The organism is Pseudomonas sp. Z1-14 (assembly GCF_051132005.1).
GTDB lineage: Bacteria > Pseudomonadota > Gammaproteobacteria > Pseudomonadales > Pseudomonadaceae > Aquipseudomonas.
Genome location: NZ_CP071646.1, coordinates 320,619 through 345,976 on the forward strand (window position 1 = coordinate 320,619; position 25,358 = coordinate 345,976).

A 25,358-nucleotide genomic window follows, 5' to 3' on the forward strand; every position below is an offset into this window, starting at 1 on the left:
ACCGTAACGATCCGCCGCCGAGCTTGATTGATGCCCACGCCAAAACACTCCTAAGGTGAGCTCCACGACAGCGAACCCGTGGAGTGGTCATGACAACAACAATATCCCCCGACTCGCGATGGACGCGGCGGCGCAGCGAAAAGCAGCGGCGCCTGGCGTTGGTGAAGGGGCTTGCCGACGGTGTGGTGCTGCCCACCGACAAGATCGTCGCGGCGCTGGAGGCGTTGATTCTGCCTGGCGACCGTGTGGTGCTGGAGGGCAATAACCAGAAGCAGGCGGATTTCCTGTCCCGTTCCCTGGCGAAGACCGATCCGGGCAAGCTGCATGACCTGCACATGATCATGCCGAGCGTCGGTCGTTCCGAGCACTTGGACCTGTTCGAACGCGGCATCGCCCGCAAGCTCGATTTCTCCTTTGCCGGCACCCAGAGCCTGCGCATCAGCCAGTTGCTGGAAGACGGCCTGCTGGAAATCGGCGCGATCCACACCTACATCGAGCTCTACGCCCGGCTGGTGGTCGACTTGATTCCCAACGTGGTGCTTTCGGCCGGTTTCATGGCCGACCGCGCCGGTAATATCTATACCGGTCCCAGCACCGAAGACACCCCGGCGCTGATCGAACCGGCGGCGTTCAGCGACGGTATCGTCATTGTTCAGGTCAATCAGTTGGTGGACGACGTCAGCGACCTGCGCCGCGTAGACATTCCAGCATCCTGGGTCGACTTCGTGGTGGTGGCCGACAAGCCGTTCTACATCGAGCCGCTGTTTACCCGCGACCCGCGCCACATCAAGCCCGTGCATGTCTTGATGGCAATGATGGCGATTCGCGGGATCTACGAAAAACACAACGTCCAGTCGCTCAACCACGGCATCGGTTTCAACACCGCCGCCATCGAATTGATCCTGCCGACCTACGGCGAATCACTCGGACTGAAGGGCAAAATCTGCCGCAACTGGACGCTCAATCCGCACCCGACGCTGATCCCCGCCATCGAAAGCGGCTGGGTCGAGAGCGTGCATTGCTTCGGCACCGAACTGGGCATGGAAAACTACATCGCCGCCCGGCCTGATGTGTTTTTTTACCGGGCACGACGGTTCGCTGCGTTCCAATCGAATGGTTTGCCAACTGGCCGGGCAGTACGCGGTGGACCTGTTCATTGGCGCCACATTGCAGGTGGACGGCGACGGCCATTCCTCCACCGTGACCCGTGGCCGACTGGCCGGTTTCGGCGGCGCGCCGAACATGGGCCACGACCCGCGCGGTCGCCGTCACGGGACGCCGGCCTGGCTCGACATGCGCCACGGCGACGGCGAGGCGCCGCTGCTCGAACGCGGCAAGAAACTGGTGGTGCAGATGGTCGAAACGTTCCAGGAGGGCGGCAAACCGACCTTCGTCGAGACCCTCGACGCGGTGGACGTGGCGAAGAAAGCCGGCATGCCCCTGGCGCCGATCATGATCTACGGCGACGACGTCACCCATCTGCTGACCGAAGAAGGCATCGCCTACCTGTACAAGGCCCGCTCCCTGGAAGAACGCCAGGCAATGATCGCCGCCGTGGCCGGGGTCACCGCCATCGGCCTGCGCCACGACCCGAAAGACACCGCGCGGATGCGCCGCGAAGGGCTGATCGCCTTGCCCGAAGACCTCGGCATCCGCCGCACCGACGCCACCCGCGAACTGCTCGCGGCCAAGAGCGTGGCCGATCTGGTGGAATGGTCCGGAGGACTCTACAACCCGCCCGCCAAGTTCAGGAGTTGGTAAATGCGCGCCCTGAATCTGCAACCGAAGACCTTATCCCTGGCTGAACGTTTGGCCGACCTGGCGGTGGACGCGTTGATCGACGAGGCCGACCTCTCGCCCAAGCCCGCGCTGGTGGACCGTCGCGGCAGCGGCGCCCACACCGATCTGCACCTGGGCCTGATGCACGCTTCGGCGTTGTCGTTGTGGCCGGCGTTCAAGGAAATGGCCGAGGCCGCGTTCGACTGTGGCGAGATCGGCTTGCCACTGCGTGAAGCCCTGGGGCGCATCGGCCGGGAAGGTGAAGCCGCGATGCTCACCACCACGGGCGGTGTGAATACTCACCGGGGCGCGATCTGGGCCTTGGGCCTGTTGGTCGCTGCGACGGCGCTGGAACCTAAGTCCAGTGGCGCTGGCGCCGTCACGTTGCGTGCCGCCCGCCTGGCCTTGCTCAACGACCGCCATACGCCTCAACCCTTGAGCCACGGTGCCCAAGTGGCCCAGCGCTACGGCGCCCGCGGTGCCCGGGAGGAAGCGCAACTGGCATTTCCGGCGGTGACAACCCTGGGCCTGCCGCAACTCAAGCGCAGCCGCGCGGCCGGCGTCGGCGAACAAAACGCCCGCCTCGACGCCTTGCTGGCGATCATGACCCGCCTGGCCGACACCTGCGTGCTCTATCGCGCCGGCGAAGCGGGTTTGCAGGCGATGCAACAGGGCGCCAGGGCGGTGCTCGACGCCGGCGGCAGTGCGAGCCTGGGCGGTCGTCGCCAGCTGCACGTGCTGGACCAACAACTGATTGCCTTGAACGCCTCGCCCGGCGGCGCCGCCGACCTGCTCGCCGCCTGCCTGTTTCTCGATCGCATCGAGCGCGGCGATGGCTTCTTCCCAGGAGTGTGCTGATGGAAACCTTATCCTTTGAATTCCCCGCCGGCCAGCCGCCACGGGGCCGGGCGCTGGTGGGCTGTGTCGGCTCGGGCGATCTGGAAGTACTGATCGAGCCTGGCCTGGCGGGCAGGCTGACCATTCAGGTGCAGACCTCAGTCAACGGCAGCGAGCAGCGCTGGCGGCATCTGTTTGCCCGGATGTTCGATGGTCAGACACCGTCCGCGATGAGCATCGACATCCATGATTTCGGCGCCACCCCCGGCGTGGTGCGCCTGCGCCTGGAACAAGGCTTCGAGGAGATCGGCCATGACTGACAGCGCTGCGTTGCTCAACAAGCACAGTTTCGTCGAGCTCGGTGCCCGGCAACGGGCCAAGGCCTTGCTCGATGACGGTACGTTCCGCGAACTGCTCGACCCGTTCCAGCGGATCATGTCGCCGTGGTTGCTGCGCCAGGGCGTGGTCCCGCAAAGCGACGACGGCGTAGTGATCGCCAAGGGCGAGCTCGACGGTTTGCCGGTGGTCATCGCCGCCATTGAAGGCGCGTTCCAGGGCGGCAGCCTCGGTGAAGTCGGCGGGGCAAAGATCGCCGGTGCCCTGGAGCTGGCGGCCGAGGACAATCGCAAAGGCATCCCGACCCGGGCCGTGTTGCTGCTGGAGACCGGCGGCGTGCGTTTACAGGAAGCCAACCTCGGGCTCGCGGCAATTGCCGAGATCCATTCGGCGATTATCGACCTGCGCCAATACCAGCCGGTGGTTGGCGTAGTCGCTGGCAGCGTCGGCTGTTTCGGCGGCATGTCCATCGCCGCCGGGCTGTGCAGTTATCTGCTGGTGACGCAGGAAGCGCGGCTGGGGCTGAACGGTCCGCAGGTGATCGAGCAGGAAGCCGGCATCGATGAGTACGACTCCCGCGACCGTCCGTTCATCTGGAGCCTGACCGGTGGCGAACAACGTTTCGCGACCGGGCTGGTGGACCGCTACGTCGCCGATGACGTGGCGCAGATTCGTCGTCAGGTCAGCGAACTGTTGCATCTGGGTGTGCCCACTGAACACCGCAGTGGCCAAGCCAGACTGTTCCTCCAGCGCCTGTCGCGCCTGGACACCGAGGTGCAAATCGAACCGGCAGCGGTTCGCCAGTTGTTTCAGGGAGAACGTCCATGAATACGTATTCATTGAGGGGCCTGCGCTGGTTCGAGGCCTTGAGCGGTGGCGTCAAACCGTTGGAAGGCTTGCCTGCTTCGCTGAAAGTGGCCGATGTCCAACTCGGCGAACAAACCGCGCGTCTATTGGCTGTCGTGGCCGATCCCGCCAACCGTTTCCCTCGGGCGCGCAATGGCGAAGTCGGTTTGCTCGAAGGCTGGGGCCTGGCCAAAGCCGTGGACGACGCCATCGAGGCCGATCGCAACGCGGCCAGCAAACGTGTGCTGATCGCCATCGTCGATGTGCCGAGCCAGGCCTACGGTCGGCGTGAAGAAGCGCTGGGCATTCATCAGGCTTTGGCCGGCGCGGCGGACAGTTATGCCCGGGCCCGACTGGCCGGGCATCCAGTGATCGGCTTGCTGGTGGGCAAGGCGATGTCCGGTGCGTTCCTCGCCCACGGCTACCAGGCCAACCGGTTGATCGCCTTGCGCGACCCGGGCGTGATGGTCCATGCGATGGGCAAGGCTTCGGCAGCGCGGGTCACCCTGCGCAGCGTCGAGGAACTCGAAGCCCTGGCCGCCAGCGTGCCGCCGATGGCCTACGACATTGACAGCTTCGCCAGCCTGGGACTGCTCTGGGAGACCTTGTCGGTAGAACAGATCGAGCAGCCGACGGCGGCAGATCTGGCGCGGGTGAGCGACTGCTTGCTCCAGGCGATCAACGACGTGGCGGGCATGCCTCGGGATCTCAGCGGTCGCCTGGGCGCTGTTCACCGGGCAGCGTCCAGCCACGTTCGGCAATTGTTGAGGGCGCAATGGTGAGCACGCTCCTGGCCCATGACCTGCTCTGGGGGATGACTGCCCTGCAGTTGCCTGCGGATGCGCCGGGCTGGGCTGTCGAGTCGCTCGACCTCGGGCAACCGGTCGTGGTGCGCCGGGCGCTGTCCTCGCCTGGACACATCGCCGTAGGCTTGCGCGGTCGCTCTCGCGAACAGCGCTACGCCGCATCAATGCCGGTGGCGACGATCCAGCGTCGGGTGCGCCCGGAGGACCTCTGCCATGTTCAATCCCCGCGCGACCTGCCGGCCTTGCAAGCGCTGACCGAGTTGCGCCCGTTGCTCGACGCCAGTGGCTGGGCCTGGGGTGTTAGCGGCAGTGCCGGGTTTGAGCTTGCCACGGGCATCGAGGCGCTGCATGAGCGCAGCGACCTGGACTTGATCTTGAGGACGCCGCACCACCTGGATCGCCTTCAGGCCAGGAACCTGCTGGCGCAACTGGACGCCTCGGTCTGCAGCGTGGACATGCAGTTACAGACGCCCTGCGGCGCCGTCGCCCTGCGCGAGTGGGCGGGTTCGTCGCGTCGGGTCTTGCTCAAGGATGATATCCAGGCACGATTGGTCAGCGATCCATGGCAGCCATCGTGGGAGCAGGTCGCGTGAGCAGCCTCCTGGTTTTCCCCGGCCAGGGTGCACAGCGCGTGGGCATGCTCCATGGCTTGGCGCCGCAGATTCTGGACGAGGCGAGTGACGTGCTCGGGGAGGATGTCTTGCAGCTCGACACTGCCCAGGCGCTGCGATCGACTCGCGCCGTGCAGCTGTGCCTGTTGATCGCCGGTGTGGCCGCTTCCCGTCGATTGCTGGAACAGGCCCCCGCGCCGGATTACGTGGCGGGACTGTCCATCGGCGCGTACCCGGCGGCGGTCGTGGCCGAGGCGCTGGGGTTCGAGGACGCGTTGCGGCTGGTCAGCCTGCGCGGCGAACTGATGCAGCAGGCGTATCCGCAAGGCTACGGCATGACGGCAATCATCGGCCTGGACCTCGCGGCCGTGGAAACCTTGCTCGCCCAGGTGCACAGCGCAACAACGCCGGTGTACCTGGCCAACATCAACGCCGATAACCAGGTGGTCATCGCCGGCAGTGATGAAGCCATGGGCTGCGTCGCCGAACGGGCTCGCAACCAAGGTGCCGGCAAGGCCTGCCGGTTGGCGGTCAGCGTACCGTCCCACTGCCCGCTGCTGGAGGCTCCGGCGCGGACGTTGGCCCAGGCCTTTGCCGAAGTACCCTTGAAAACTCCGGCGCTGGGCTATCTCAGCGGCAGTCGCGCCCGACCGGTGATAAAGGCCGACGCGCTGCGCGACGACCTGGCCTTCAACATGTGCCGCGTCGTCGACTGGCGCGGCACGGTGCAAAGCGCCTACGAGCGTGGCGTGCGTCTGCAGATCGAGTTGCCGCCCGGCGCGGTATTGACCGGGCTGGCGCGCCGGGTATTCGAGCAGGGCACCGTTATGGCTTATGACGGCGCGCGGCTCGACACCCTGCAAGCGCTGTTGCAAGAGGAGGGAAGCCGCCGACTCTAGACACCGACTCAAGCTGGCGAAGCACAAAAACAACAACTTCGACGATGCACTTTGAGGACTACAACAATGATTATCTATGGTGTGGCGTTTCTGGCTTTTTGTACCCTGGCGGGTATTTTCATCGGCGAGCTGCTGGGCAAGCTGATTGGCGTGCCGGCCAACGTCGGCGGCGTCGGCATTGCGATGCTGCTGCTGATCGGCCTGGGCAGTTACCTGAACAAACGCGGCTTGTTCAAGGGCAAGTCCGAAGCTGGCGTGGAATTCTGGAGCGCCATCTACATTCCGATCGTGGTGGCGATGGCGGCGCAGCAAAACGTCTATGGCGCACTGAAAGGCGGGCCGATGGCGATCCTGGCCGGGACCCTGGCGGTGGTGATTGCCTTTGCGTTGGTGCCGGTGCTGGTACGCATCGGCAACAAAGACCCTCAGGCCGATGTTTCCGTCAAGACGGTCGGGTGATTGCCATGTACGAATCCATGATGAAAGTCATCACCGGTTACGGTCTGATCAGCGGGTTTGCCATTGTCGGCATCACCATGTGGGTGTCCTACTGGATCAGCAATACCTTCACCAAAGGTCGCCTGCATGGTTCGGCCATCGCGATCCTGCTGGGGCTGGTGCTCTCGTATATCGGCGGCGCAATGACCGGGGGGCAAAAAGGTGTGGTGGACATTCCACTGCTTTCCGGGATTGGTTTGCTGGGCGGCGCCATGCTGCGGGATTTCGCCATTGTCGCCACGGCGTTCGGCGTGAGTGTCGAGGAGCTCAAGCGCGCCGGTTTCGTCGGGGTGCTGGCGTTGTTCGTTGGAGTCGGCACCTCGTTCATTGCCGGCGTCGGCGTGGCGATGGCCTTCGGTTATACCGATGTGGTGAGCCTGACCACGATCGGTGCCGGAGCGGTCACCTATATCGTCGGGCCGGTGACCGGGGCGGCCATCGGAGCCAGTTCCGAGGTGATGGCATTGTCGATTGCCGCCGGGTTGATCAAGGCGATCCTGGTCATGGTGGCGACGCCGTTCGTGGCGCCATTCATCGGTCTCAACAACCCACGTAGCGCGGTGATCTTTGGTGGGCTGATGGGCACCTCCAGCGGCGTTGCCGGCGGCCTGGCGGCGACGGATCCCAAGCTCGTTCCGTATGGTTGCCTGACGGCGGCGTTCTATACCGCGCTTGGCTGCTTGCTCGGGCCTTCGCTGTTGTTCCTGATCATGCGGGGACTGATGGGGTAGGACTTCGGCTTTTCGCTTACCGCGCTGGCGCCTTCGCGAGCAGGTTCGCTCCCACATTGATTGGGTTCACCCTTGTGGGAGCGAGCCTGCTCGCGAAACGCGCGACTCGGTCTCAAGCCTGGCGATTGGCGTACATCCGGCATTCCGCCAACAACGCCAGCAGGTTCGGGTCGCGCTCCTTGGCCTTGAGGAACACCACGCCGATGTGCTGCTGCAACCGGTACTTTTCCTGCAACGGGATCAGCTTCACCCGGTTTTCATACACCGCCGCAATCCGGCCTGGCAGCAAGGCGTAGCCCACCCCGGAGCTGACCATGCTCAGCAGGGTGAAGATGTCGTTGACCTGCATCGCCACTTTCGGCTCGAACCCCGCCTGCTTGAACACCCGTACACCGTCCTGATGCGTGGCGAAGCCCTGGGTCAGGGTGATGAAGGTCTCGTCGCGGACCTCGGCCAAGTCGACTTCGCTGCGTTGGGCGAAGGGCGAGTCGGCGGGCGTGGCGAGGAAAATGTCATCGGAAAACAGCGCGATCTGCTCGCAATCCGGGTCGTTGACGCTGTCGTCCAGCGACACCAGGATCGCATCGACCTCCATGTTCTTGAGCTTGTACAACAGGTCGATGTTGGAGCCCATGATCAGATCGATGTTGAGCTCGCTGCGCCGGATCTTCAGGCCCATGATCAGTTGCGGCACGGTCTTGACGGTCAGTGAATACAAGGATCCCAGCTTGAAACGCTCGGCGGAAAAGCCGGCCGCCTCGCGGGTCAGGCGTACGCTTTCGACCACGTCCTGAATCAGCTTCTGCGCGCGCTCCTCCAGCACATAGGCGCTTTCCAGCGGCGTGAGGTTGCGGCCTTCGTGCTTGAACAACGGACAGCGCAACGCGCTCTCCAGCGAGTGAATGGCCCGATGCACGCTGACATTGCTGGTCTGCAACTCGACCGCCGCCCGCGCCAGGTTGCCGGTGCGCATGAACGCCAGGAACACCTCGAGTTTCTTCAGGGTCAATTCTTCGTCGATGAGCATGGGGCGGACTCTTGTTCGTATGGGCTGATTGTGCCCCATGTCTTCCTGGCGACGCGATTTATGTGGCTGGAGAGCTTTTGTGGCGAGGGAGCTTGCTCCCGCTTGATCGGGCTGGCTCTCCAGTGCGTAGCGCTCACAAAGTCTTTGGGGCGGCTGCGCCACCCAGCGGGAGCAAGCTCCCTCGCCACGGGGGTTGTGTTCGATGCTGAAAGCAAAACATTGCACTTTCAGGCGCCAGGCCTGAGCCTTGGCGCCAAATTCGTAATAGGGGGGTGGGTCTGGATGTATCACGGGGAACGGCTCAACGCCTGGACGCACCTGGTGGGCGCGGTCGCCGCGTTTATCGGTGCGGTGTGGCTGCTGGTGATTGCCGGGATGGCCGGCGATCCGTGGAAGATCGTCAGCGTGGCGATCTACGGGTTCACCTTGCTGGTGCTCTACAGCGCATCGACGGTTTATCACAGCGTGCGCGGGCGCAAGAAAGAGATCATGCAGAAGGTCGATCACTTTTCGATCTATCTGCTGATTGCCGGCAGCTACACGCCGTTCTGCCTGGTAACGCTGCGCGGGCCGTGGGGCTGGACATTGTTCGGGATCGTCTGGGGGCTGGCGGTGATCGGTATCCTGCAGGAAATCAAGCCGCGTTCCGAAGCGCGGATCCTCTCGATCGTCATCTATGCGGTGATGGGCTGGATCGTTCTGGTGGCGGTCAAACCGCTACTGGCGGCGCTGGGCAGCGCCGGGTTTGCCTGGCTGGCCTCGGGAGGCGTGCTGTATACCGTCGGCATCATCTTCTTCGCGCTCGACCATCGCCTGCGCCACGCCCATGGCATCTGGCACCTTTTCGTCATCGCCGGCAGCCTTTTGCATTTCGTGGCGATTCTGTTCTACGTGCTTTGAGCGGTCGCAAACAGGCGATCAAGTTGCGCCTGGGCCTGGCTGGCGACAATTTCCAGCAAGGCCCCCACGGTGTGGGGCGGGGCTTCATTGGCGCGGGTTACGGCGTACAAGGCAATGGGCAACGGCGGCGACAATGGCCGGATGGCCGTACGGGCGCGTGAAGCCCCCAAGGCGGTAAACGGGTCGATGACCGCCAGCCCGGCGCCGGATTCGACCATGGCCCGGGCCAGTGAATACGTCTGTACGGCAATGCTCACTCGGGGCGGCGGCTCCACTGACTTGAGGTAGCCGTCCAGCCTGGCGGACAGCGGGTCGGTGCTGGACAAGCCGATCAACGGCGCGCCGGCCAGCTCCTGCAACGGCATAGGCGTGCCGATTACCGCTTCGGGCCAGTGACCGCTCGGTGCCAGGGCTACCAATACGCCGCTGGCGAGGCGCTCGGCCTTGAGGCCAGGGTGATCGGGCAATTGCAAGCTCAGGGCTACATCGATCTCGCGCATCAGCAAGTTTTGCGTCAGTTCGCGGCTGTGGGCGCTCGACAACTCGCAGACGATGTCCGGGTAGCGTCGGGTCCATTGGTGGATAGCCGTGGGCAGCAGCGACAGGGCCAAGGCCGGTGTGGCGCCAATTCGCAAGCTGTGCCCCGGCTCGCGGCGCAGGCTTTGGGCCAGGCGCCGCACGCCTTGCAGGCTTTCGCTGACCTTGTCGACCTCGCGTTCTAGCTCCAGCGCTTCGGGCGTGGCCTGCAACTTGCCGCGCACCCGCAGGAACAACGCAAACCCCAATTGCTGCTCGGCATGCTGCAGCACCTTGGTCACCGCCGGCTGGGAAACGTGCAGCAACTGGGCGGCGCCGCTGATGGAGCCGGTCTGGCGAATCGCCTGGAAAATCTCGATATGACGAAGGCGCATGGCGTGCCCATAACCTTTGTTTATAGGAAGCTCATCTTTATTCATTGTTCGAACGCTGTCACCTGGCCCTAACCTCGGGTCATTCGAAACGGATGTGAGGCGGACATGGCTCAGCGGGTATGCATCATTGGCGGCGGCGTGGTCGGCCTGGCGACGGCTTACGCGCTGGTCCGCGATGGGATCGACGTCACGCTGGTGGAGGCGCGCGATGCATTGGGCAGCGAGACCAGCTTCGCCAACGGCGGCCAATTATCCTATCGCTACGTCACGCCGCTGGCCGACGCCGGGGTGCCGTGGCAGGCCTTGGGCTGGATGTTGCGCGGCGATTCGCCGCTCAAGCTGCGTCCGCGCCTGGACCCGGCCCAGTGGCGCTGGATGGCAGCGTTCATCGCCGCATGCCGGACTTCGGTCAACCGGCGCAACGGCGCCCATCTGTTGCGCCTGGCGCTGTTGAGCCAGACGACGCTGCGGATCTGGCGCGAAGAGGATCATCTCGATGGCTTCGAGTGGCGGCGCAACGGCAAGCTGGTGACGTTTCGCAGTGCCAGCCATTTTGCGCATGCCCGGCAACGTGTGGCCGACGCTGTTCATCAGCAGGTACTGGGCCCGAACGAATGCACGACGCTGGAACCTGCGCTGGCCGGCGTGCCGTTCGTGGGCGGCATCTACACACCTGATGAGGAAGTCGCCGATTGCCATGGCTTCTGCCTGCAACTCGCGGCGCGGCTGCGCGCTTCGGGGCGCTGCGAATTCCTCTTGGGGCGCGCGGTGACCGCTATCGAGCATGCCGACGGCGCGGTGCACGCCATCAACCTGGGCGAGCAGCGTGTGGAGGTCGAGCACCTGGTAATCGCCGCCGGCCACCGCAGCGTTGCGCTGGCATTGCCAGGCGTGCGGATGCCGCTGTATCCGCTCAAGGGCTACAGCCTGACGGTGCCGATCGACGCCCGGCATCGGGCGCCGGAACTGAGCATCACCGACTACGACCGCAAGGTCGTCTACGCGCGCATCGGTGAGCAGCTGCGGGTGGCGGCCATGGTCGACATCGTCGGCTTCGACCCGGCGCCGGATCCCAGACGCCTGGCTCTGATTCGGCGCCAGGCCATGGAAACATTTCCCATGGCCGGTGATTACGATCGCGCTGTGGAATGGGCGGGCATGCGCCCGGCGACGCCTAGCGGCGTGCCACTGATCGGTGCCAGCGCTTACCGCAACCTGTGGCTCAACCTCGGCCATGGTGCCTTGGGTTTTACCCTGGCCTGCGGCAGCGGTCGCTTGCTCAGTGAAATGATCCGCCAACGCACACCTTCCATCGACCTGCAGGGCCTCACGCCCCGCGCCGCCTGACCCACCCGCAACGGAGAACAACAATGCAGAAAATCACGTTGATCGGCTGTACCTTGAGCCTGCTGCTCGGCGCCCAGGCTTTTGCCAATGAAGCGCCTCCGGCCGGCACGCTGGAAAAGATCGCCAGCAACAAAAGCGTCACGCTGGGCTATCGTGACGCCTCGGTGCCGTTTTCCTATGTCGGGGACAACAGCGGCAAACCGATGGGGTATTCGGTGGAGCTGGCGGGCAAGATCGTCGAGCGCATCAAGCAGCAACTGGCCCTGCCGCAACTGAACGTGAAGTACAACCTGGTGACTTCCCAGACACGGATCCCGCTGGTGCAGAACGGCACCGTGGATCTGGAATGCGGCTCCACCGGCGTGACCGCCGAGCGGCAGAAGCAGGTGGCGTTTTCCTACGGTTTCATTTACGTGAAGGGCCAGTTGCTGACAGCCAGGGACAGCGGCATCAACAGCTTCGCCGACCTGCGCGGCAAGAACGTGGTGACCACCGCCGGCACGACCAACGAGCGGTTCCTGAAGAGCTACAACCAGGACAACAAAATCGACATGTTCGTCATCAGTGCCAAGGACCACGGCGAAGCCTTCCAGATGCTCGAGACCGGCCGGGCGGCGGCGTTCTACATGGATGACGCGCTGCTCTACGGCGAACGGGCCAAGGCGCGCGATCCGCATAAATGGGTGGTGGTCGGAGAAGAGCAGTCGCGGGAAATCTACAGCTGCATGGTGCGCAAGGACGATCCGCAATTCCTGGCGCTGGTCAACGCGACCCTGGCGGACTTGTACAAGTCAGGGGAAATCAATGCCATCTACGATCGCTGGTTCCAGAAGCCGATCCCGCCCAAGGGCCTGAATCTGGAATTTCCGATGACCAGCGAGTTGAAGGCGATCATCGCCAGGCCGACCAGCGAGCCGGTGCAGTAGCCTTTGGGAGACCTGTGGGAGAGCCTGCTCGCGAATGCGGTGGATCAGCTTGCATTGATGCTGAATGTTGAATCGCCTTCGCGAGCAGGTTCGCTCCCACAGGTGATCTTCAGTGGTCGCGGAGCCTTAGAAATCCCCCCACAACTGCTGCGCCACCGCCAGCGCCACCACTGGCGCGGTTTCGGTACGCAGCACGCGGGGACCGAGGCGGGCGGCGTGGTAGTCGGCGGTCCTGGCCTGTTCGACTTCTGCATCCGACAACCCGCCCTCGGGGCCGATCAGGAACGCCAGGGTCGACGGCCTGGCATGACTGACCAGCGGTTCGGCGACCGGGTGCAGGACCAGTTTCAGCTCGGCATCGGTCTGTTTCAACCAGTCGGCCAGCAACAGCGGAGGGTGGATCACCGGCACGCTGGAACGCCCGCATTGCTCGCAAGCGCTGATCGCCACCTGGCGCCAGTGCAGCAGACGCTTGTCGGCGCGTTCGTCCTTGAGGCGCACTTCACAGCGCTCGGTGAATATCGGGGTGATCTCGCTGACGCCCAGTTCCGTGGCCTTCTGGATCGCCCAGTCCATGCGCTCGCCCCGGGACAGGCCCTGACCGAGATGAATGCGCAAGGGCGACTCGGCCTGTCCGGCAAATTGCTCGTCGAGCTGCACGCGCACGCGCTTTTTGCCGACCTCGGCCAGGGTGCCGCGAAACTCCTGTCCGGAGCCGTCGAATACTTGCACCGCGTCGCCCTCGGCCATGCGCAGCACCCGGCCGATGTAGTGGGCCTGGGCTTCGGGCAGCTCGTGATCGCCGAGGCTCAGGGGCGTGTCGATGAAAAAGCGGGAGAGTCTCATGTTTGGTCTCTACACAATCGGATTGCGCATTGCTGCGTGGTCGGGGGCTTTGCGGTGAGCAAGCTTTTGTGGCGAGGGAGCTTGCTCCCGCTGGGCTGCGAAGCGGCCCCATTCTTGCGATTGCTGCGCAATCGAGCGGGAGCAAGCTCCCTCGCCACGGAGAAATTCGTTCACAGACGTATCAGCCCGGATCGCGATACCCCGGGTGGAAATCCTTCGGCACCGCCACGCTGACCTTGTCCCGGGTGGCGATATCGATCCCTTCGCTGGCAACTTCCGCGAGGAAATCGATCTGCTCCGGCGTAATGACATACGGCGGCAGGAAATATACAACGCTGCCCAGCGGCCGCAGCAGGGCGCCGCGCTCCAGGGCATGCTGGAAGACCGTCAGGCCGCGCCGCTCCTGCCATGGGTACGCGGTTTTGCTCGCCTTGTCCTTGACCATCTCGATGGCCAGGACCATGCCGGTCTGGCGCACTTCGGCCACGTTCGGGTGGTCGACCAGGTGGGCGGTGGCGCTGGCCATGCGCTGGGCCAGGGCCTTGTTGGTTTCGATGACGTTGTCGTCTTCGAAAATATCCAGGGTCGCCAGCGCCGCCGCGCAAGCCAGCGGATTGCCCGTGTAGCTGTGGGAATGCAGGAAGGCGCGCAGGGTCGGGTAGTCGTCGTAGAACGCGCTGTAGACCTCATCGGTGGTCACGCACGCCGCCAGCGGCAGGTAGCCGCCGGTCAGGGCTTTGGACAGGCAAAGGAAGTCTGGCGTGATACCGGCCTGTTCGCAGGCAAACATCGTCCCGGTGCGGCCGAAGCCGACCGCGATTTCGTCGTGGATCAGGTGCACGCCATAGCGGTCGCAGGCTTCACGCAATAGCTTCAGGTACACCGGGTGGTACATGCGCATGCCGCCGGCGCCCTGGATCAGCGGTTCGACGATCACCGCCGCCACCGTGTCGTGGTGCTCGGCCAGGGTTTGCTCCATGGCCGCGAACATGTTTCGCGAATGTTCTTCCCAGCCCATGCCTTCGGGGCGGTGGTAGCAGTCGGGGCTCGGCACCTTGAGCGTGTCCAGCAACAACGCCTTGTAGGTTTCGGTGAACAGCGGTACATCGCCCACCGACATCGCCGCGATGGTTTCGCCGTGGTAGCTGTTGCTCAGGGTAACGAAGCGTTTCTTGTCGGGCCGGCCGCGATTGATCCAGTAATGAAAGCTCATCTTCATCGCCACTTCGATGCAGGACGAGCCGTTATCGGCATAGAAGCACCGGGTCAGGCCTTCGGGCGTCATCTTCACCAGGCGTTCGGACAACTCGATCACCGGCTGGTGGCTGAAACCGGCGAGGATCACATGCTCAAGCTGATCGACCTGATCCTTGATGCGCTGGTTGATGCGCGGGTTGGCGTGGCCGAACACATTGACCCACCAGGAACTCACCGCATCGAGGTAGCGCTTGCCTTCGAAGTCCTCAAGCCACACGCCTTCGCCGCGCCGGATAGGAATCAGCGGCAGCTGTTCGTGATCTTTCATCTGGGTGCAGGGGTGCCATAGCACGGCAAGATCGCGCTGCATCCACTGGTTATTCAGGCCCATGTACAGTCTCCTCGAGGCGGCTCGCGGCGGGCGCGGGCAAAACAATCGCGCAAGCCTATGCAATGGCGGGCCGGGGAACAACCCATTGTGTCGTCCCCACCCGTTTCAGTGAGGTGATAGACGTCGCTGGCGGCGTTTTGATGGCTGACGTATTCTTCGCCGTTCCCGGAGCCGACTGGCTCGAAAAACCGAAAATTCTTACGTAATTCCGGAGTTCGCTGAATGTCTGCTGGTTGGCTGCGCGCCTGTGCGCTGGTGATGATAGGGCTGTTCAGCGTTTCGGCGCTGGCCAAGGACAAACAACCGACGGCCATCGTCATCGGCGGCGGGCTGGCCGGGCTCACGGCGGCCTACGAGTTACAGAACAAGGGCTGGGCCGTGACCCTGCTGGAAGCCAAACCGAGCCTGGGCGGCCGTTCGGGCATGGCCACCAGCGAGTGGATCGGCAACGATAAGGTCCAGCCGGTACTGAACAAGTACGTTTCGACCTTCAAACTGAGCACCACGCCGGCGCCGGAATTCGTGCGCACCCCCAGCTATCTGATCGACGGCACCTATTTTACTGCCACCGACCTGGCGACCAAGCAGCCAGCCACGGCCGAGGCGCTCAAGCGCTACGAAACCACCCTGGATGATCTGGCCCGTTCCATCGACGACCCACTGAACCCGACGGCTACCAGTACGTTACACGCGCTCGACCAGATCACCGTGTCCAACTGGCTGGACCGTTTGCAACTGCCGGCCACCGCCCGACAGTTGGTCAACCAGGAAATCCGCACGCGCTATGACGAGCCGTCGCGCCTGTCGTTGCTGTATTTCGCCCAGCAGAACCGCGTCTATCGCGGCGTGTCCGACCGTGACCTGCGCGCCTCGCGCCTGCTCGGTGGCAGCCCGGTATTGGCCCAGGCGTTCGTCAAGCAACTGAAAACCATCAAGACGAGCTCGCCGGTGTCGGCCATTTCCCAGGACAAGGACGGCGTCACCGTCAAGGTCGGCAGCGTCGGTTACCAGGCCGACTATGTTGTACTGGCCGTGCCCTTGCGAGCATTGAACAAGATCCAGCTGACCCCGGCCCTGGATGCCCAGCACCTGGGTGCGATCAAAGGCACCAACTACGGCTGGCGTGACCAGATCATGCTCAAGTTCAAGAACCCGGTCTGGGACAGCAAGGCACGCATGTCGGGCGAGATCTACAGCAACGCCGGCCTGGGCATGATGTGGATCGAGCCAGCCATGAAGGGTGGCGCCAACGTTGTCATCAACCTGTCCGGCGACAACGCACGGGTGATGCAGGCCTTCGGCGACAAGCAGATGGTCGACCAGGTGTTGATCCGTCTCCACGCGTTTTATCCACAGGCGCGCGGTGCTTTCACCGGTTATGAAATCCGCCGCTACAGCACCGACCCTTCCATGGGCGGCGCGTACCTGGCGTTTGGTCCGGGCCAGATCAGCAAGTACTGGCGCCTGTGGGAAAAGCCATTGCAGCGCGTAGCCTTTGCTGGCGAACACACCGACGCGCTGTACCCAGGCACCCTGGAAGGCGCACTGCGCAGCGGCCAGCGCGCCGCCAGCCAGGTTGAAGACCTGGCGGCGGGCAAGTCGTTCGAACCACCGAAGGTCGCCCCGGCCGCAGCAGCTGCCGCCGGAGCGGTGGCGGCGAAGAAAGGCAATTTCTTCAGCAACCTGTTCGGCGGCTCGGATGACGACAAGAAGCCGGAGCCGGCCAAGGCTCCCGAGCCGGTAGCGCCGCCTCCAGCGCCGGCCCCCGTCCCAGCCCCTGCGCCGGTGGAACCACCCGCGCCGGCGCCAGCGAAGACCGAGCCAGCCAAGAAAGCCACGGCCAAGCCAGCGGCGAAGAAGCCGGCGGCCAAGGCCCCGGCTAAAAAGGCCCCGGCCAAGGCACCAGTGAAAAAGGCTGAGCCAGTGAAGAAACCTGCCGCCAAACCGGCGGCAACTACTGAGACGAAGGCTCAGTAACGTCAAGTGGAAAGAACGCTGCCGTTCACTTAAGGCAATCAATAACCCGTGGCGAGGGAGCTTGCTCCCGCTGGGCCGCGAAGCGGCCCCAAACCCTCCCAATGCGGAGCATCAGACACACCGCACCCGCCGGTTTACGACTGCTTCGCAGCCGAGCGGGAGCAAGCTCCCTCGCCACGGGTTGATCATTACGCCGACGTCCTACAGGGCTCGACGATATATCGGAAACTTCCCACCCTTTAACCGGAAGCAGGCGATAGAGTTCGCCGGGCCAAGCGTTCAGGCTCCTTGAAAAACAGGAGTGCCTATGAAAATACTGATGGCAATGGTCGTATCGGTTTCGCTGTACGGGTGTGTGTATGGTGAATGTCGGGATCCCCTGATGATCCCGATGGTTCCGGAACGGGACCCTCAGTTGGCGTACAAATGCACCTTCGACCCATACCACCCCAAATGCTCAGTGAATTGATAATCACAGGCTTTGGCTGATAAAAACCGGGGTTCTGTTGGGAGCGAGCCTGCTCGCGACGAGGCCCTTCGGCCAAGCTGATGTCCTGGCTCCCCCGCCATCGCGCAGCGCATCCGCTTTAATCTTTCCTTAACGCACTCGTTCCAGACTGATGATCGTATTTCTCGATATTTCAAAGCGAAATTTTCCGCTTTAATTCGATAGATAACTCGCTAGTCTTGGTCACAGTTTTTACAGGATATGAGCAATGCAGCTACGCAACTCTTCTTCTCGCTATGGCTGGGTCAGCATCGTTTCGCACTGGGCCGTTGCCTTGGCGGTGTACGGGCTGTTCGCGCTGGGCCTGTGGATGGTCGGGCTGGATTATTACAGCACCTGGCGCAAAGACGCGCCGGACATCCATAAGAGCATCGGCCTGGTGCTGTTGGCGGTGATGGTGCTGCGAGTGATCTGGCGTTTCGTCAGCCCGCCGCCACCGACCCTGGAGACCTATGGCCGCCTTACACGCGTCGGCGCCAGGATTGGTCATAGTGCACTGTATCTCGGGCTGTTCGCCGTGATGATCGCCGGTTACCTGATTTCCACCGCAGACGGTGTCGGGATCTCGGTGTTTGGTTTGTTTGAAGTACCCGCGCTGGTGTCCGGACTGCCCGATCAGGCAGACGTCGCCGGGCAGATCCACTTCTACCTGGCATGGGCGCTGGTAATTTTTTCCGGCCTCCATGCGTTGGCAGCATTGAAGCACCACTTTATCGACCGTGACGCGACCCTCAAGCGCATGCTGGGGCGCCAAGCCTGATGTTCAACCTCGACTCCAAAGGAATAGAAAGCATGTTGAAAAAGACGCTCGCCGCCCTGGCAATCGGTTCCGCCCTGCTGTCCGCCGGCCAGGCCATGGCCGCAGACTACGTGGTCGACAAGGAAGGCCAGCACGCCTTCGTCGACTTCAAGATCAGCCACCTGGGCTACAGCTACATCACCGGTACCTTCAAGGACATCGACGGCAAGTTCAGCTTCGATGCCGCCAAGCCTGAAGCCAGCAAGATCGAATTCAACGTCAACACCGCCAGCGTGTTCACCAACCACGCCGAACGTGACAAGCACATCGCCAGCGCTGACTTCCTGAACGCCAGCAAATTCGGCAAGGCCACTTTCGTGTCCACCAGTGTCAAGTCCACCGGCGCAAACACCGCCGACGTGACCGGTGACCTGACCCTGCTGGGCGTGACCAAGCCGGTCGTGGTCAAGGCAACCTTCCTGGGCGAAGGCAAGGACCCATGGGGTGGCTACCGTGCCGGCTTCGAAGGCACTACCACCATCAAGCGTTCCGACTTCGGCAAGCAGAAAGACCTGGGTCCGAAATCCGACGTGGTCGAGCTGTACGTGACGTTTGAAGGTGTTCAGGCGAAGTAACTTTCGCGCCTGACAAAAAAACGCCCCTGGTCTTGCGGCCTGGGGCGTTTTTTATTGTGCGGATTTCGGCGACACAGATAACCCTGTGGGAGCGAGCTTGCTCGCGATGGCGTCAGTTCTGTCACATTGATGGTGACTGAGCCACCGCTATCGCGAGCAAGCCCGCTCCCACATTTGGAATTGTGTGGGGCCAAAAAAATGCCCCGGGTCGAGAGAACCGGGGCATTTTTCGTGGCTTGGAAAACTCAGCGATTGCGCGTCAGCAAGGCCGGCTTTTCGCCACGTGGACGGCTTGGCAATTGGTCCAGCTGTTCAGGCGTCGGGAAACGATCAACCTTCGATTCCTTGTGCATGATTTTCGGCTGGTTGCCACGCGGGTTCTGCACGGCAGGTTCCTGACGAGGCTGGTCATCATCACGTGCCGGGCGGCGTGGACGGGACTCTTCGCGGCGGGCCTGGCCGTCACGTGGGGCGCCATTACGCGGACCGCTGCGCTTGCCTGGCGGAGTGCCGGTGGACGAGCCGTTGCTGTTGCGCGGTCCGTTCTGGCGACCCTGTGGCTGGCCACCGCGGGGGGCGCCGGCACCAGCGCCTGTTGCCGGGGCGCCCGGACGGCGACCGCGACCCTGGGCCGGTTTCTGCTGCGGCACGTAGTCCACGCGGTTACCGAAGTTATCGACATCGTCGTCGAGGAATTCGTCCGGGGCGCGGTCGGCGGCCGCGGCGCGCGGGGCAGGGCGTTGCTGCTCACGGGCCGGAGTGCCTTCGCGGGGCTTCTGCTCGCGGGCTGGGCGTTCGCCGCGACCGTTGCTGTTGCTGGCCGATTTTTCCTTGCCCTTGTCCTTGCCTTTGTCCTTACGACCGCCGCCACCACCGCCGCCATTCGGGCCGTCGCCACGCGGGCCACGAGGATTACGCGGATTGCGCACATCCGGACGCTCACGCACTTCAGGCTTCTCGGCCTCGATGGTGCTGGCATCAAAGCCCATCAGGTCGCCGTCAGGGATTTTCTGCTTGGTCATGCGCTCGATGCTTTTGAGCAACTTCTCTTCATCCGGCGCGACCAGGGAAATCGCCTCGCCCGAACGACCGGCCCGGCCGGTACGGCCGATACGGTGGACGTAATCTTCATCGACGTTCGGCAGCTCGAAGTTGACCACGTGAGGCAACTGGTCGATATCGAGGCCACGGGCGGCGATGTCGGTGGCTACGAGGATGCGCACTTCGCCGGCCTTGAAGTCGGCCAGGGCCTTGGTGCGGGCGTTCTGGCTCTTGTTGCCGTGGATCGCCACAGCTGGCAGGCCGTGCTTGTCCAGGTATTCGGCCAGGCGATTGGCGCCGTGCTTGGTGCGGGTGAAGACCAGGACCTGTTCCCAGGCGCCCGTGGTGATCAGGTGGGCCAGCAGGGCACGCTTGTGGCTGGCCGGCAGGCGGAACACGCGCTGCTCGATGCGCTCGACCGTGGTGTTCGGCGGCGTGACTTCGATGCGTTCCGGGTTGTGCAGCAGCTTGCCGGCAAGGTCAGTGATGTCCTTGGAGAACGTCGCCGAGAACAGCAGGTTCTGGCGCTTGGCCGGCAGGCGGGCCAGCACTTTTTTCACGTCATGGACAAAACCCATGTCGAGCATGCGGTCGGCTTCGTCCAGCACGAGGATTTCCACGTGGGACAAGTCGACGCTGCCTTGGCCAGCCAGATCCAGCAGGCGGCCGGGGCAGGCCACCAGGACATCGACGCCACGGGCCATGGCCTGGACTTGCGGGTTCATGCCGACGCCGCCGAAGATACAGGCGCTGACGAACTTCAGGTCACGCGCGTAGACCTTGAAGCTCTCGTGGACCTGGGCCGCCAGTTCGCGGGTTGGGGTCAGGACCAGCACGCGGGGTTGGCGCGGGCCGTGACGCTGGGATTTGTCCGGGTGACCGTTGGGGAACAGCCGCTCCAGGATCGGAAGGGCGAAACCGCCGGTTTTACCAGTACCTGTCTGTGCGGCGACCATCAGGTCGCGACCTTGCAACACGGCGGGGATGGCCCGCTGTTGCACCGGGGTAGGCTGGGTGTAGCCGGCGGCTTCGATGGCGCCGACTAAAGCCTCGGAGAGACCGAGGGAAGCAAAGGACATGAGTAATCCTGTTTTTAGTGAGGGCCTGGCCCAATGGGATAGTCTTGCCTGGCGCAAATGACGGTCATTGGAAGACGTCATCCCGTCCGGTCCTGCCGGGTCTGGAAGACGGGTCCGGACAGGGCTCGCGCGGGCTGGAAGCTGCGCTGTAGCGGTGTCGGGATGCCTTTTGCAAGACCGGGCGTCCGGGCGTGAGCCTGGCGGGAAGGCCCGAGTATAACAGAGCAATCGCCGCGCGCCGCTTTCCTGCTGCTCAACGGTGTATTTCAGTGGGGTACCGGGTCTTGCGGTGCCGCCTTGCCGGCCGGGTCGGCACCATAGCGGGCGCTCAGCTCGGCATAGGCCGGTTCGCGCTTGAAACGCTTGAGTTCAGCACCGAAGCGCTGCACCAGCAAATCCATGCCGGCGCTGCGCCGTACCGCCAGGTATTGGCTTTGACGGCTCACGACCGTGGGATTTTCGCTGATCTGGTCATCCATTTGCAGCGCCTTGAGCACATGCCGGCCCACTCGGCGGTCGGTGATGAGCAGGTCGATCCGGCCCAACTGCAACTTGCCGAAATTGGCTTCATGGGTGGGCGCGGTTTCCCGCTTGAACCGGGTCGATTCCCTGAACGCCTGGCTGTACAGATAACCCGGAGACGTGCCGACGGTCAGTCCTTCGAGCTCATCGAGCGTGCGAAACGGATGGGGCCGGGCGTTGGCGTAGAACATCACGAACTCGACGTCCGACAGTGGTTCGCTCGGGTAGAGCAGCAGGGAGTCGCGCTCCTCGCTGCGAAAGATATCCAGTGCACCGTCTGCCAGCCCCTGTTCCAGCATCGCCAGGCAACGCTTCCAAGGCAGGAACTGCCATTCGACATCAACGCCCAGGCGCTTGAACACGATGGCGGTGGTTTCATAGTCCAGGCCCAGGGCCCTGCCGTTCTCCTCATAGACGTAGGGCGCCCAGGGTTCGGTGACGATGCGCAGCTTCTCGGCCCGGGCGCAAACGCTCAGGCACAGGAGTAACAGGACGGTCAGGAGTTGGGCAAAGACGGGCATTGTCTGAGGTTACGATGAGAGCTCATCAAATAGCTAGAGCGCTCTGGCTCGCGGGTTGGTTGCCCTTTGCCTGCAAGGCGCATGAAAAAGGCCCGGGTTTTCACCAGGGCCTTTGCGTACCGGCACTTCAGTGCCTAGCGCGGCAGCTTGAGGTTGTTCCACACAGCGAGGCTCGGCTCGGCCTGGTTCAACGTGTAGAAGTGCAGGCCCGGCGCGCCACCTTGCAACAGTCGTTCACACATGTGCGTGATGACCTCCTCGCCGAAGCGTTGGATGCTGGCCGTGTCATCGCCGTAGGCTTCCAGTTGCTTGCGGATCCAGCGCGGGATTTCCGCGCCGCAGGCGTCGGAAAAACGCGCCAGTTTGCTGTAGTTGGTGATCGGCATGATGCCCGGTACCACCGGAATGTCGACACCCAACTTGCGCACACGCTCGACGAAGTAGAAGTAGCTGTCGGCGTTGAAGAAATACTGGGTAATCGCGCTGTTGGCGCCGGCGTTGGCCTTGCGCACGAAATTGCTCAGGTCGTCTTCGAAATTGCGTGCTTGCGGATGCATCTCCGGATACGCGGCGATTTCAATATGAAAGTGCTCACCGGTCTCCTGGCGGATGAACTCGACGAGCTCGTTGGCGTGGCGCAGTTCACCGCTGGCCATGCCCATGCCCGAGGGCAGGTCACCGCGCAGGGCGACGATACGCTTGATGCCGGCGGCCTTGTACTGGGTCAGCAGGCTGCGCAGGTCATCCTTGCTATCGCCCACGCAGGACAGGTGCGGAGCGGCCGGGACTTTGACTTCGCTTTCAAGCTGCAGCACGGTATTCATCGTGCGGTCACGGGTCGAACCGCCGGCGCCGTAGGTGCAGGAGAAAAAATCGGGGTTGTAGCCTGCCAGCTGTCGGGCAGTGGCAATCAGTTTTTCATGCCCAGCATCGGTCTTCGTCGGGAAGAACTCGAAGCTGTAGCGACGTTCTTGGGACATGGTCATATCCTTGGAAACTTGTAGGCCGGTGAGGCGCTCGGGCTCTTTGTGGGAGCGACCTTGCTCGCGATTGGCATCGCCTCGGTCTGGCAGCTGGACCGAGGTGTCTGCATCGCGAGCAGGCTCGCTCCCACAAAGGAGCCGGCTCCCGCAGGGGAGCCGCGCCGATCAGTAGCGATAGGCGTGCGGCTTGAACGGGCCTTCGACGGTCACGCCGATGTAGTCAGCCTGTTGCTTGGTCAGCTTGGTGACCACGCCGCCGAAACCGCGGACCATTTCCAGGGCCACTTCTTCGTCGAGTTTCTTCGGCAATACTTCCACGGTCAGGCGCTCGGCTTTCTGCGCCGGTGGCAGGTCGGCGTATTTCTGGCCGAACAGGAAGATCTGCGCCAGGACCTGGTTGGCGAACGAACCGTCCATGATGCGGCTTGGGTGACCGGTGGCGTTGCCCAGGTTCACCAGGCGGCCTTCGGCCAGCAGGATCAGGTAGTCATCGTTCTGCGGGTCGAAGCTGCCGGTACCGGTGCGGTGAACTTTGTGCACCTGTGGCTTCACTTCTTCCCATGCCCAGTTCTTGCGCATGAAAGCGGTGTCGATTTCATTGTCGAAGTGACCGATGTTGCAGACCACGGCGCGCTTCTTCAGGGCCTTGAGCATGTTGGCGTCGCAGACGTTGACGTTGCCGGTGGTGGTCACGATCAGGTCGATCTTGCCCAGCAGTGCCTTGTCGACGCTGGCTTCGGTGCCGTCGTTGTTGCCGTCGATGAACGGCGAAACCAGTTCGAAACCGTCCATGCAGGCCTGCATGGCGCAGATCGGGTCGACTTCGGATACCTTGACGATCATGCCTTCCTGACGCAGGGACTGGGCCGAACCCTTGCCCACGTCACCGTAGCCGATCACCAGCGCCTGCTTGCCGGACAGCAAGTGGTCGGTGCCGCGCTTGATGGCGTCGTTGAGGCTGTGACGGCAGCCGTACTTGTTGTCGTTCTTGCTCTTGGTCACCGAGTCGTTGACGTTGATGGCCGGGATCTTCAGCTCGCCCTTGGCCAGCATGTCCAGCAGGCGGTGGACGCCGGTGGTGGTTTCTTCGGTCACGCCGTGGACCTTGTCCAGCACGGCCGGGTATTTCTTGTGCAGCAGCTCGGTCAGGTCACCGCCGTCGTCAAGAATCATGTTGGTGTCCCATGGCTGGCCATCCTTGAGGATGGTCTGCTCCAGGCACCACTCATACTCTTGCTCGGTCTCGCCTTTCCAGGCGAAAACCGGGATGCCGGCAGCGGCGATAGCTGCAGCGGCCTGATCCTGGGTCGAGAAAATGTTGCAGGACGACCAGCGCACTTCGGCACCCAGGGCAACCAGGGTTTCGATCAGCACGGCGGTCTGGATGGTCATGTGGATGCAGCCGAGGATTTTTGCGCCCTTCAATGGCTGTTCGCCAGAGTATTTGCGGCGCAGGCCCATCAGGGCTGGCATTTCGGATTCGGCGATGATGATTTCGCGACGGCCCCAGGCAGCCAGGGACATGTCGGCGACTTTGTAGTCGGTAAAAGCTGCAGGCGTGATAACAGCGCTCATGAAGAGCCTCCATTCGTAATGTATGCGAATGGGCGCCGTTGTGCGTTTAGTGCCAGTGCGGGGAACCCCGTATCAGCAACGCCCCATCCGAGCCTGACAGGTCGAGCCTGCTGCAGCGCCCCTCGGACAGGTGGCGGGAACGACCCAAAGCGTGGGCCGATGAAACGGGGGCGATTATAACGGGCTAAGCGGATCTTCCAAAGGGTTTCTGTCGGCAAATCAAAAATGCCGATGATCATCATAGGGGCGGCGACGTAGAGCCAGCCCGCCGGGTCTGCCATGATGCCGGCATTCATCGGCCAGACGCTCAGGAGTGAACATGAATTTCCACACCCGCAAATGGGTCAAGCCCGAAGACCTCAACCCCAACGGCACGCTGTTCGGTGGCAGCCTGCTGCGCTGGATCGACGAAGAAGCGGCGATCTATGCCATCGTCCAGCTCGGTAACCAGCGTGTGGTCACCAAATACATCTCCGAAATCAACTTTGTCAGCGCCTCGCGCCAGGGCGACATCATCGAACTGGGCATCACCGCCACCGAGTTCGGCCGCACATCCATCACCCTGACCTGCGAGGTGCGCAACAAGATCACTCGCAAGAGCATCCTGACGGTGGAAAAGATGGTTTTCGTCAACCTCGGTGAAGACGGCTTGCCCGCGCCCCATGGCCGGACCGAGATCAAGTACGTCAAGGATCAGTTCAAGGACGATACCGTCGAATAGGGTCGGCGTAGTGTTCTTCGCGAGCAGGCTCGCTCCCACATTGGATTAGTCCCCACCGCCGGATCCTCTGTGGGAGCGAGCCTGCTCGCGAAGGCGGGATTACCGGCGCCGGTCATTTCCTGGCACCACTGAACAGCTCCGAGCGCCGCGTGTCGTAGGTACATCACGC

Annotated in this window: 22 protein-coding genes, 2 pseudogenes and 1 riboswitch; of the genes and pseudogenes, 16 read left to right on the plus strand and 8 right to left on the minus strand. The window is 63.1% G+C overall.

Features of this window, described 5'->3' with window-relative positions; all coding sequences use genetic code 11:
• Nucleotides 1–89: 89 nt before the first annotated feature.
• The 9 genes and pseudogenes from mdcA (at nucleotide 90) to madM (ending at nucleotide 7,343) form a co-directional block, all read left to right on the plus strand.
• A pseudogene (gene mdcA, locus J3P89_RS01565) lies at nucleotides 90–1,761 on the plus strand (malonate decarboxylase subunit alpha).
• Complete coding sequence (locus tag J3P89_RS01570) at nucleotides 1,762–2,637, plus strand: triphosphoribosyl-dephospho-CoA synthase (protein ID WP_434696534.1); 876 nt, start codon at nucleotides 1,762–1,764, stop codon at nucleotides 2,635–2,637. It begins immediately after the preceding pseudogene.
• The gene (locus tag J3P89_RS01575) at nucleotides 2,637–2,936 is read left to right on the plus strand and encodes a malonate decarboxylase subunit delta (protein WP_434696535.1); all 300 of its coding nucleotides are present in this window, start codon (nucleotides 2,637–2,639) and stop codon (nucleotides 2,934–2,936) included. Before J3P89_RS01570 ends, J3P89_RS01575 begins: the two co-directional genes overlap by 1 nt.
• Nucleotides 2,929–3,780, plus strand: a complete 852-nt coding sequence (locus J3P89_RS01580) for a biotin-independent malonate decarboxylase subunit beta (protein ID WP_434696536.1) — start codon at nucleotides 2,929–2,931, stop codon at nucleotides 3,778–3,780. The genes J3P89_RS01575 and J3P89_RS01580 overlap by 8 nt, the downstream gene beginning before the upstream one ends.
• The gene (mdcE, locus tag J3P89_RS01585) at nucleotides 3,777–4,580 is read left to right on the plus strand and encodes a biotin-independent malonate decarboxylase subunit gamma (protein ID WP_434696537.1); all 804 of its coding nucleotides are present in this window, start codon (nucleotides 3,777–3,779) and stop codon (nucleotides 4,578–4,580) included. The genes J3P89_RS01580 and mdcE overlap by 4 nt, the downstream gene beginning before the upstream one ends.
• On the plus strand, nucleotides 4,574–5,197 hold the full coding sequence (locus J3P89_RS01590) for a malonate decarboxylase holo-ACP synthase (RefSeq protein ID WP_434696538.1): 624 nt from the start codon (nucleotides 4,574–4,576) through the stop codon (nucleotides 5,195–5,197). Before mdcE ends, J3P89_RS01590 begins: the two co-directional genes overlap by 7 nt.
• Nucleotides 5,194–6,114, plus strand: a complete 921-nt coding sequence (mdcH, locus tag J3P89_RS01595; protein ID WP_434696539.1) for a malonate decarboxylase subunit epsilon — start codon at nucleotides 5,194–5,196, stop codon at nucleotides 6,112–6,114. The genes J3P89_RS01590 and mdcH overlap by 4 nt, the downstream gene beginning before the upstream one ends.
• A 66-nt stretch (nucleotides 6,115–6,180) precedes the next feature.
• Entirely contained in the window at nucleotides 6,181–6,573 is a 393-nt protein-coding gene (gene madL, locus J3P89_RS01600; protein WP_434696540.1) for a malonate transporter subunit MadL, read from the plus strand.
• A gap of 5 nt (nucleotides 6,574–6,578) precedes the next feature.
• Nucleotides 6,579–7,343, plus strand: a complete 765-nt coding sequence (gene madM, locus J3P89_RS01605) for a malonate transporter subunit MadM (RefSeq protein WP_434627413.1) — start codon at nucleotides 6,579–6,581, stop codon at nucleotides 7,341–7,343.
• Nucleotides 7,344–7,455: 112 nt separating this feature from the next.
• Here the strand turns inward: madM and J3P89_RS01610 are convergent, their stop codons facing one another.
• The gene (locus tag J3P89_RS01610) at nucleotides 7,456–8,370 is read right to left on the minus strand and encodes a LysR family transcriptional regulator (protein ID WP_434696541.1); all 915 of its coding nucleotides are present in this window, start codon (nucleotides 8,368–8,370) and stop codon (nucleotides 7,456–7,458) included.
• A 282-nt stretch (nucleotides 8,371–8,652) separates the two neighbouring features.
• Here J3P89_RS01610 and trhA point away from each other — a divergent pair, with 282 nt between their 5' ends.
• The gene (gene trhA / locus J3P89_RS01615) at nucleotides 8,653–9,270 is read left to right on the plus strand and encodes a PAQR family membrane homeostasis protein TrhA (protein ID WP_305498208.1); all 618 of its coding nucleotides are present in this window, start codon (nucleotides 8,653–8,655) and stop codon (nucleotides 9,268–9,270) included.
• On the opposite strand, the gene J3P89_RS01620 is transcribed toward trhA, so the two are convergent.
• Complete coding sequence (locus J3P89_RS01620; RefSeq protein ID WP_434696542.1) at nucleotides 9,258–10,181, minus strand: LysR family transcriptional regulator; 924 nt, start codon at nucleotides 10,179–10,181, stop codon at nucleotides 9,258–9,260. The genes trhA and J3P89_RS01620 overlap by 13 nt on opposite strands.
• Nucleotides 10,182–10,286: 105 nt before the next feature.
• Between J3P89_RS01620 and J3P89_RS01625 the strand changes: the two genes are divergently transcribed.
• Both J3P89_RS01625 and J3P89_RS01630 read left to right on the plus strand, forming a co-directional pair.
• On the plus strand, nucleotides 10,287–11,528 hold the full coding sequence (locus tag J3P89_RS01625; RefSeq protein WP_434696544.1) for a D-amino acid dehydrogenase: 1,242 nt from the start codon (nucleotides 10,287–10,289) through the stop codon (nucleotides 11,526–11,528).
• Between the two features lie 23 nt (nucleotides 11,529–11,551).
• Nucleotides 11,552–12,454 carry a transporter substrate-binding domain-containing protein gene (locus tag J3P89_RS01630; protein ID WP_434696546.1) on the plus strand — a complete coding sequence of 301 codons (903 nt, stop codon included), beginning with the start codon at nucleotides 11,552–11,554 and terminating at the stop codon, nucleotides 12,452–12,454.
• Nucleotides 12,455–12,580: 126 nt separating this feature from the next.
• On the opposite strand, the gene J3P89_RS01635 is transcribed toward J3P89_RS01630, so the two are convergent.
• The gene (locus J3P89_RS01635) at nucleotides 12,581–13,300 is read right to left on the minus strand and encodes a 16S rRNA (uracil(1498)-N(3))-methyltransferase (protein WP_434696547.1); all 720 of its coding nucleotides are present in this window, start codon (nucleotides 13,298–13,300) and stop codon (nucleotides 12,581–12,583) included.
• Between the two features lie 181 nt (nucleotides 13,301–13,481).
• Nucleotides 13,482–14,888 (minus strand): adenosylmethionine--8-amino-7-oxononanoate transaminase, encoded by a 1,407-nt coding sequence (locus tag J3P89_RS01640; protein ID WP_434627430.1) that lies wholly within the window; start codon nucleotides 14,886–14,888, stop codon nucleotides 13,482–13,484.
• A 222-nt stretch (nucleotides 14,889–15,110) separates the two neighbouring features.
• Between J3P89_RS01640 and J3P89_RS01645 the strand changes: the two genes are divergently transcribed.
• The 3 genes from J3P89_RS01645 (at nucleotide 15,111) to J3P89_RS01655 (ending at nucleotide 18,747) form a co-directional block, all read left to right on the plus strand.
• Nucleotides 15,111–16,865, plus strand: coding sequence for a flavin monoamine oxidase family protein (locus tag J3P89_RS01645; RefSeq protein ID WP_434696548.1), 1,755 nt, complete (start codon nucleotides 15,111–15,113; stop codon nucleotides 16,863–16,865).
• A gap of 716 nt (nucleotides 16,866–17,581) precedes the next feature.
• Nucleotides 17,582–18,133, plus strand: coding sequence for a cytochrome b (locus J3P89_RS01650; RefSeq protein WP_305498213.1), 552 nt, complete (start codon nucleotides 17,582–17,584; stop codon nucleotides 18,131–18,133).
• A gap of 32 nt (nucleotides 18,134–18,165) precedes the next feature.
• Nucleotides 18,166–18,747 carry a YceI family protein gene (locus J3P89_RS01655; RefSeq protein ID WP_305498214.1) on the plus strand — a complete coding sequence of 194 codons (582 nt, stop codon included), beginning with the start codon at nucleotides 18,166–18,168 and terminating at the stop codon, nucleotides 18,745–18,747.
• A gap of 245 nt (nucleotides 18,748–18,992) precedes the next feature.
• On the opposite strand, the gene J3P89_RS01660 is transcribed toward J3P89_RS01655, so the two are convergent.
• The 4 genes and pseudogenes from J3P89_RS01660 to ahcY all read right to left on the minus strand — a co-directional run bounded on the left by J3P89_RS01660 (nucleotide 18,993) and on the right by ahcY (nucleotide 24,468).
• The gene (locus J3P89_RS01660; RefSeq protein ID WP_434574071.1) at nucleotides 18,993–20,867 is read right to left on the minus strand and encodes a DEAD/DEAH box helicase; all 1,875 of its coding nucleotides are present in this window, start codon (nucleotides 20,865–20,867) and stop codon (nucleotides 18,993–18,995) included.
• A gap of 231 nt (nucleotides 20,868–21,098) precedes the next feature.
• A pseudogene (locus tag J3P89_RS01665) lies at nucleotides 21,099–21,910 on the minus strand (substrate-binding periplasmic protein); the annotation flags it as partial.
• Between the two features lie 134 nt (nucleotides 21,911–22,044).
• Nucleotides 22,045–22,890 carry a methylenetetrahydrofolate reductase [NAD(P)H] gene (gene metF / locus J3P89_RS01670; protein ID WP_434696549.1) on the minus strand — a complete coding sequence of 282 codons (846 nt, stop codon included), beginning with the start codon at nucleotides 22,888–22,890 and terminating at the stop codon, nucleotides 22,045–22,047.
• A gap of 168 nt (nucleotides 22,891–23,058) precedes the next feature.
• Complete coding sequence (ahcY, locus tag J3P89_RS01675; RefSeq protein WP_305498222.1) at nucleotides 23,059–24,468, minus strand: adenosylhomocysteinase; 1,410 nt, start codon at nucleotides 24,466–24,468, stop codon at nucleotides 23,059–23,061.
• A 23-nt stretch (nucleotides 24,469–24,491) separates the two neighbouring features.
• Nucleotides 24,492–24,598: riboswitch (S-adenosyl-L-homocysteine riboswitch) on the minus strand.
• Nucleotides 24,599–24,787: 189 nt separating this feature from the next.
• Here ahcY and J3P89_RS01680 point away from each other — a divergent pair.
• The gene (locus J3P89_RS01680) at nucleotides 24,788–25,189 is read left to right on the plus strand and encodes an acyl-CoA thioesterase (protein ID WP_030137870.1); all 402 of its coding nucleotides are present in this window, start codon (nucleotides 24,788–24,790) and stop codon (nucleotides 25,187–25,189) included.
• Nucleotides 25,190–25,358: the final 169 nt, after the last annotated feature.

Excerpts from the sequence above, each read along its gene's own strand:
- J3P89_RS01570 (WP_434696534.1), top strand. The coding sequence starts at position 1,762 with ATGCGCGCCCTGAATCTGCAACCGAAGACCTTATCCCTGGCTGAACGT.
- J3P89_RS01575 (WP_434696535.1), top strand. The coding sequence starts at position 2,637 with ATGGAAACCTTATCCTTTGAATTCCCCGCCGGCCAGCCGCCACGGGGC.
- J3P89_RS01580 (WP_434696536.1), top strand. The coding sequence starts at position 2,929 with ATGACTGACAGCGCTGCGTTGCTCAACAAGCACAGTTTCGTCGAGCTC.
- mdcE (WP_434696537.1), top strand. The coding sequence starts at position 3,777 with ATGAATACGTATTCATTGAGGGGCCTGCGCTGGTTCGAGGCCTTGAGC.
- J3P89_RS01590 (WP_434696538.1), top strand. The coding sequence starts at position 4,574 with ATGGTGAGCACGCTCCTGGCCCATGACCTGCTCTGGGGGATGACTGCC.
- madL (WP_434696540.1), top strand. The coding sequence starts at position 6,181 with ATGATTATCTATGGTGTGGCGTTTCTGGCTTTTTGTACCCTGGCGGGT.
- madM (WP_434627413.1), top strand. The coding sequence starts at position 6,579 with ATGTACGAATCCATGATGAAAGTCATCACCGGTTACGGTCTGATCAGC.
- J3P89_RS01610 (WP_434696541.1), bottom strand. The coding sequence starts at position 8,370 with ATGCTCATCGACGAAGAATTGACCCTGAAGAAACTCGAGGTGTTCCTG.
- trhA (WP_305498208.1), top strand. The coding sequence starts at position 8,653 with ATGTATCACGGGGAACGGCTCAACGCCTGGACGCACCTGGTGGGCGCG.
- J3P89_RS01620 (WP_434696542.1), bottom strand. The coding sequence starts at position 10,181 with ATGCGCCTTCGTCATATCGAGATTTTCCAGGCGATTCGCCAGACCGGC.
- J3P89_RS01625 (WP_434696544.1), top strand. The coding sequence starts at position 10,287 with ATGGCTCAGCGGGTATGCATCATTGGCGGCGGCGTGGTCGGCCTGGCG.
- J3P89_RS01630 (WP_434696546.1), top strand. The coding sequence starts at position 11,552 with ATGCAGAAAATCACGTTGATCGGCTGTACCTTGAGCCTGCTGCTCGGC.
- J3P89_RS01635 (WP_434696547.1), bottom strand. The coding sequence starts at position 13,300 with ATGAGACTCTCCCGCTTTTTCATCGACACGCCCCTGAGCCTCGGCGAT.
- J3P89_RS01640 (WP_434627430.1), bottom strand. The coding sequence starts at position 14,888 with ATGGGCCTGAATAACCAGTGGATGCAGCGCGATCTTGCCGTGCTATGG.
- J3P89_RS01645 (WP_434696548.1), top strand. The coding sequence starts at position 15,111 with ATGTCTGCTGGTTGGCTGCGCGCCTGTGCGCTGGTGATGATAGGGCTG.
- J3P89_RS01650 (WP_305498213.1), top strand. The coding sequence starts at position 17,582 with ATGCAGCTACGCAACTCTTCTTCTCGCTATGGCTGGGTCAGCATCGTT.
- J3P89_RS01655 (WP_305498214.1), top strand. The coding sequence starts at position 18,166 with ATGTTGAAAAAGACGCTCGCCGCCCTGGCAATCGGTTCCGCCCTGCTG.
- J3P89_RS01660 (WP_434574071.1), bottom strand. The coding sequence starts at position 20,867 with ATGTCCTTTGCTTCCCTCGGTCTCTCCGAGGCTTTAGTCGGCGCCATC.
- metF (WP_434696549.1), bottom strand. The coding sequence starts at position 22,890 with ATGTCCCAAGAACGTCGCTACAGCTTCGAGTTCTTCCCGACGAAGACC.
- ahcY (WP_305498222.1), bottom strand. The coding sequence starts at position 24,468 with ATGAGCGCTGTTATCACGCCTGCAGCTTTTACCGACTACAAAGTCGCC.
- J3P89_RS01680 (WP_030137870.1), top strand. The coding sequence starts at position 24,788 with ATGAATTTCCACACCCGCAAATGGGTCAAGCCCGAAGACCTCAACCCC.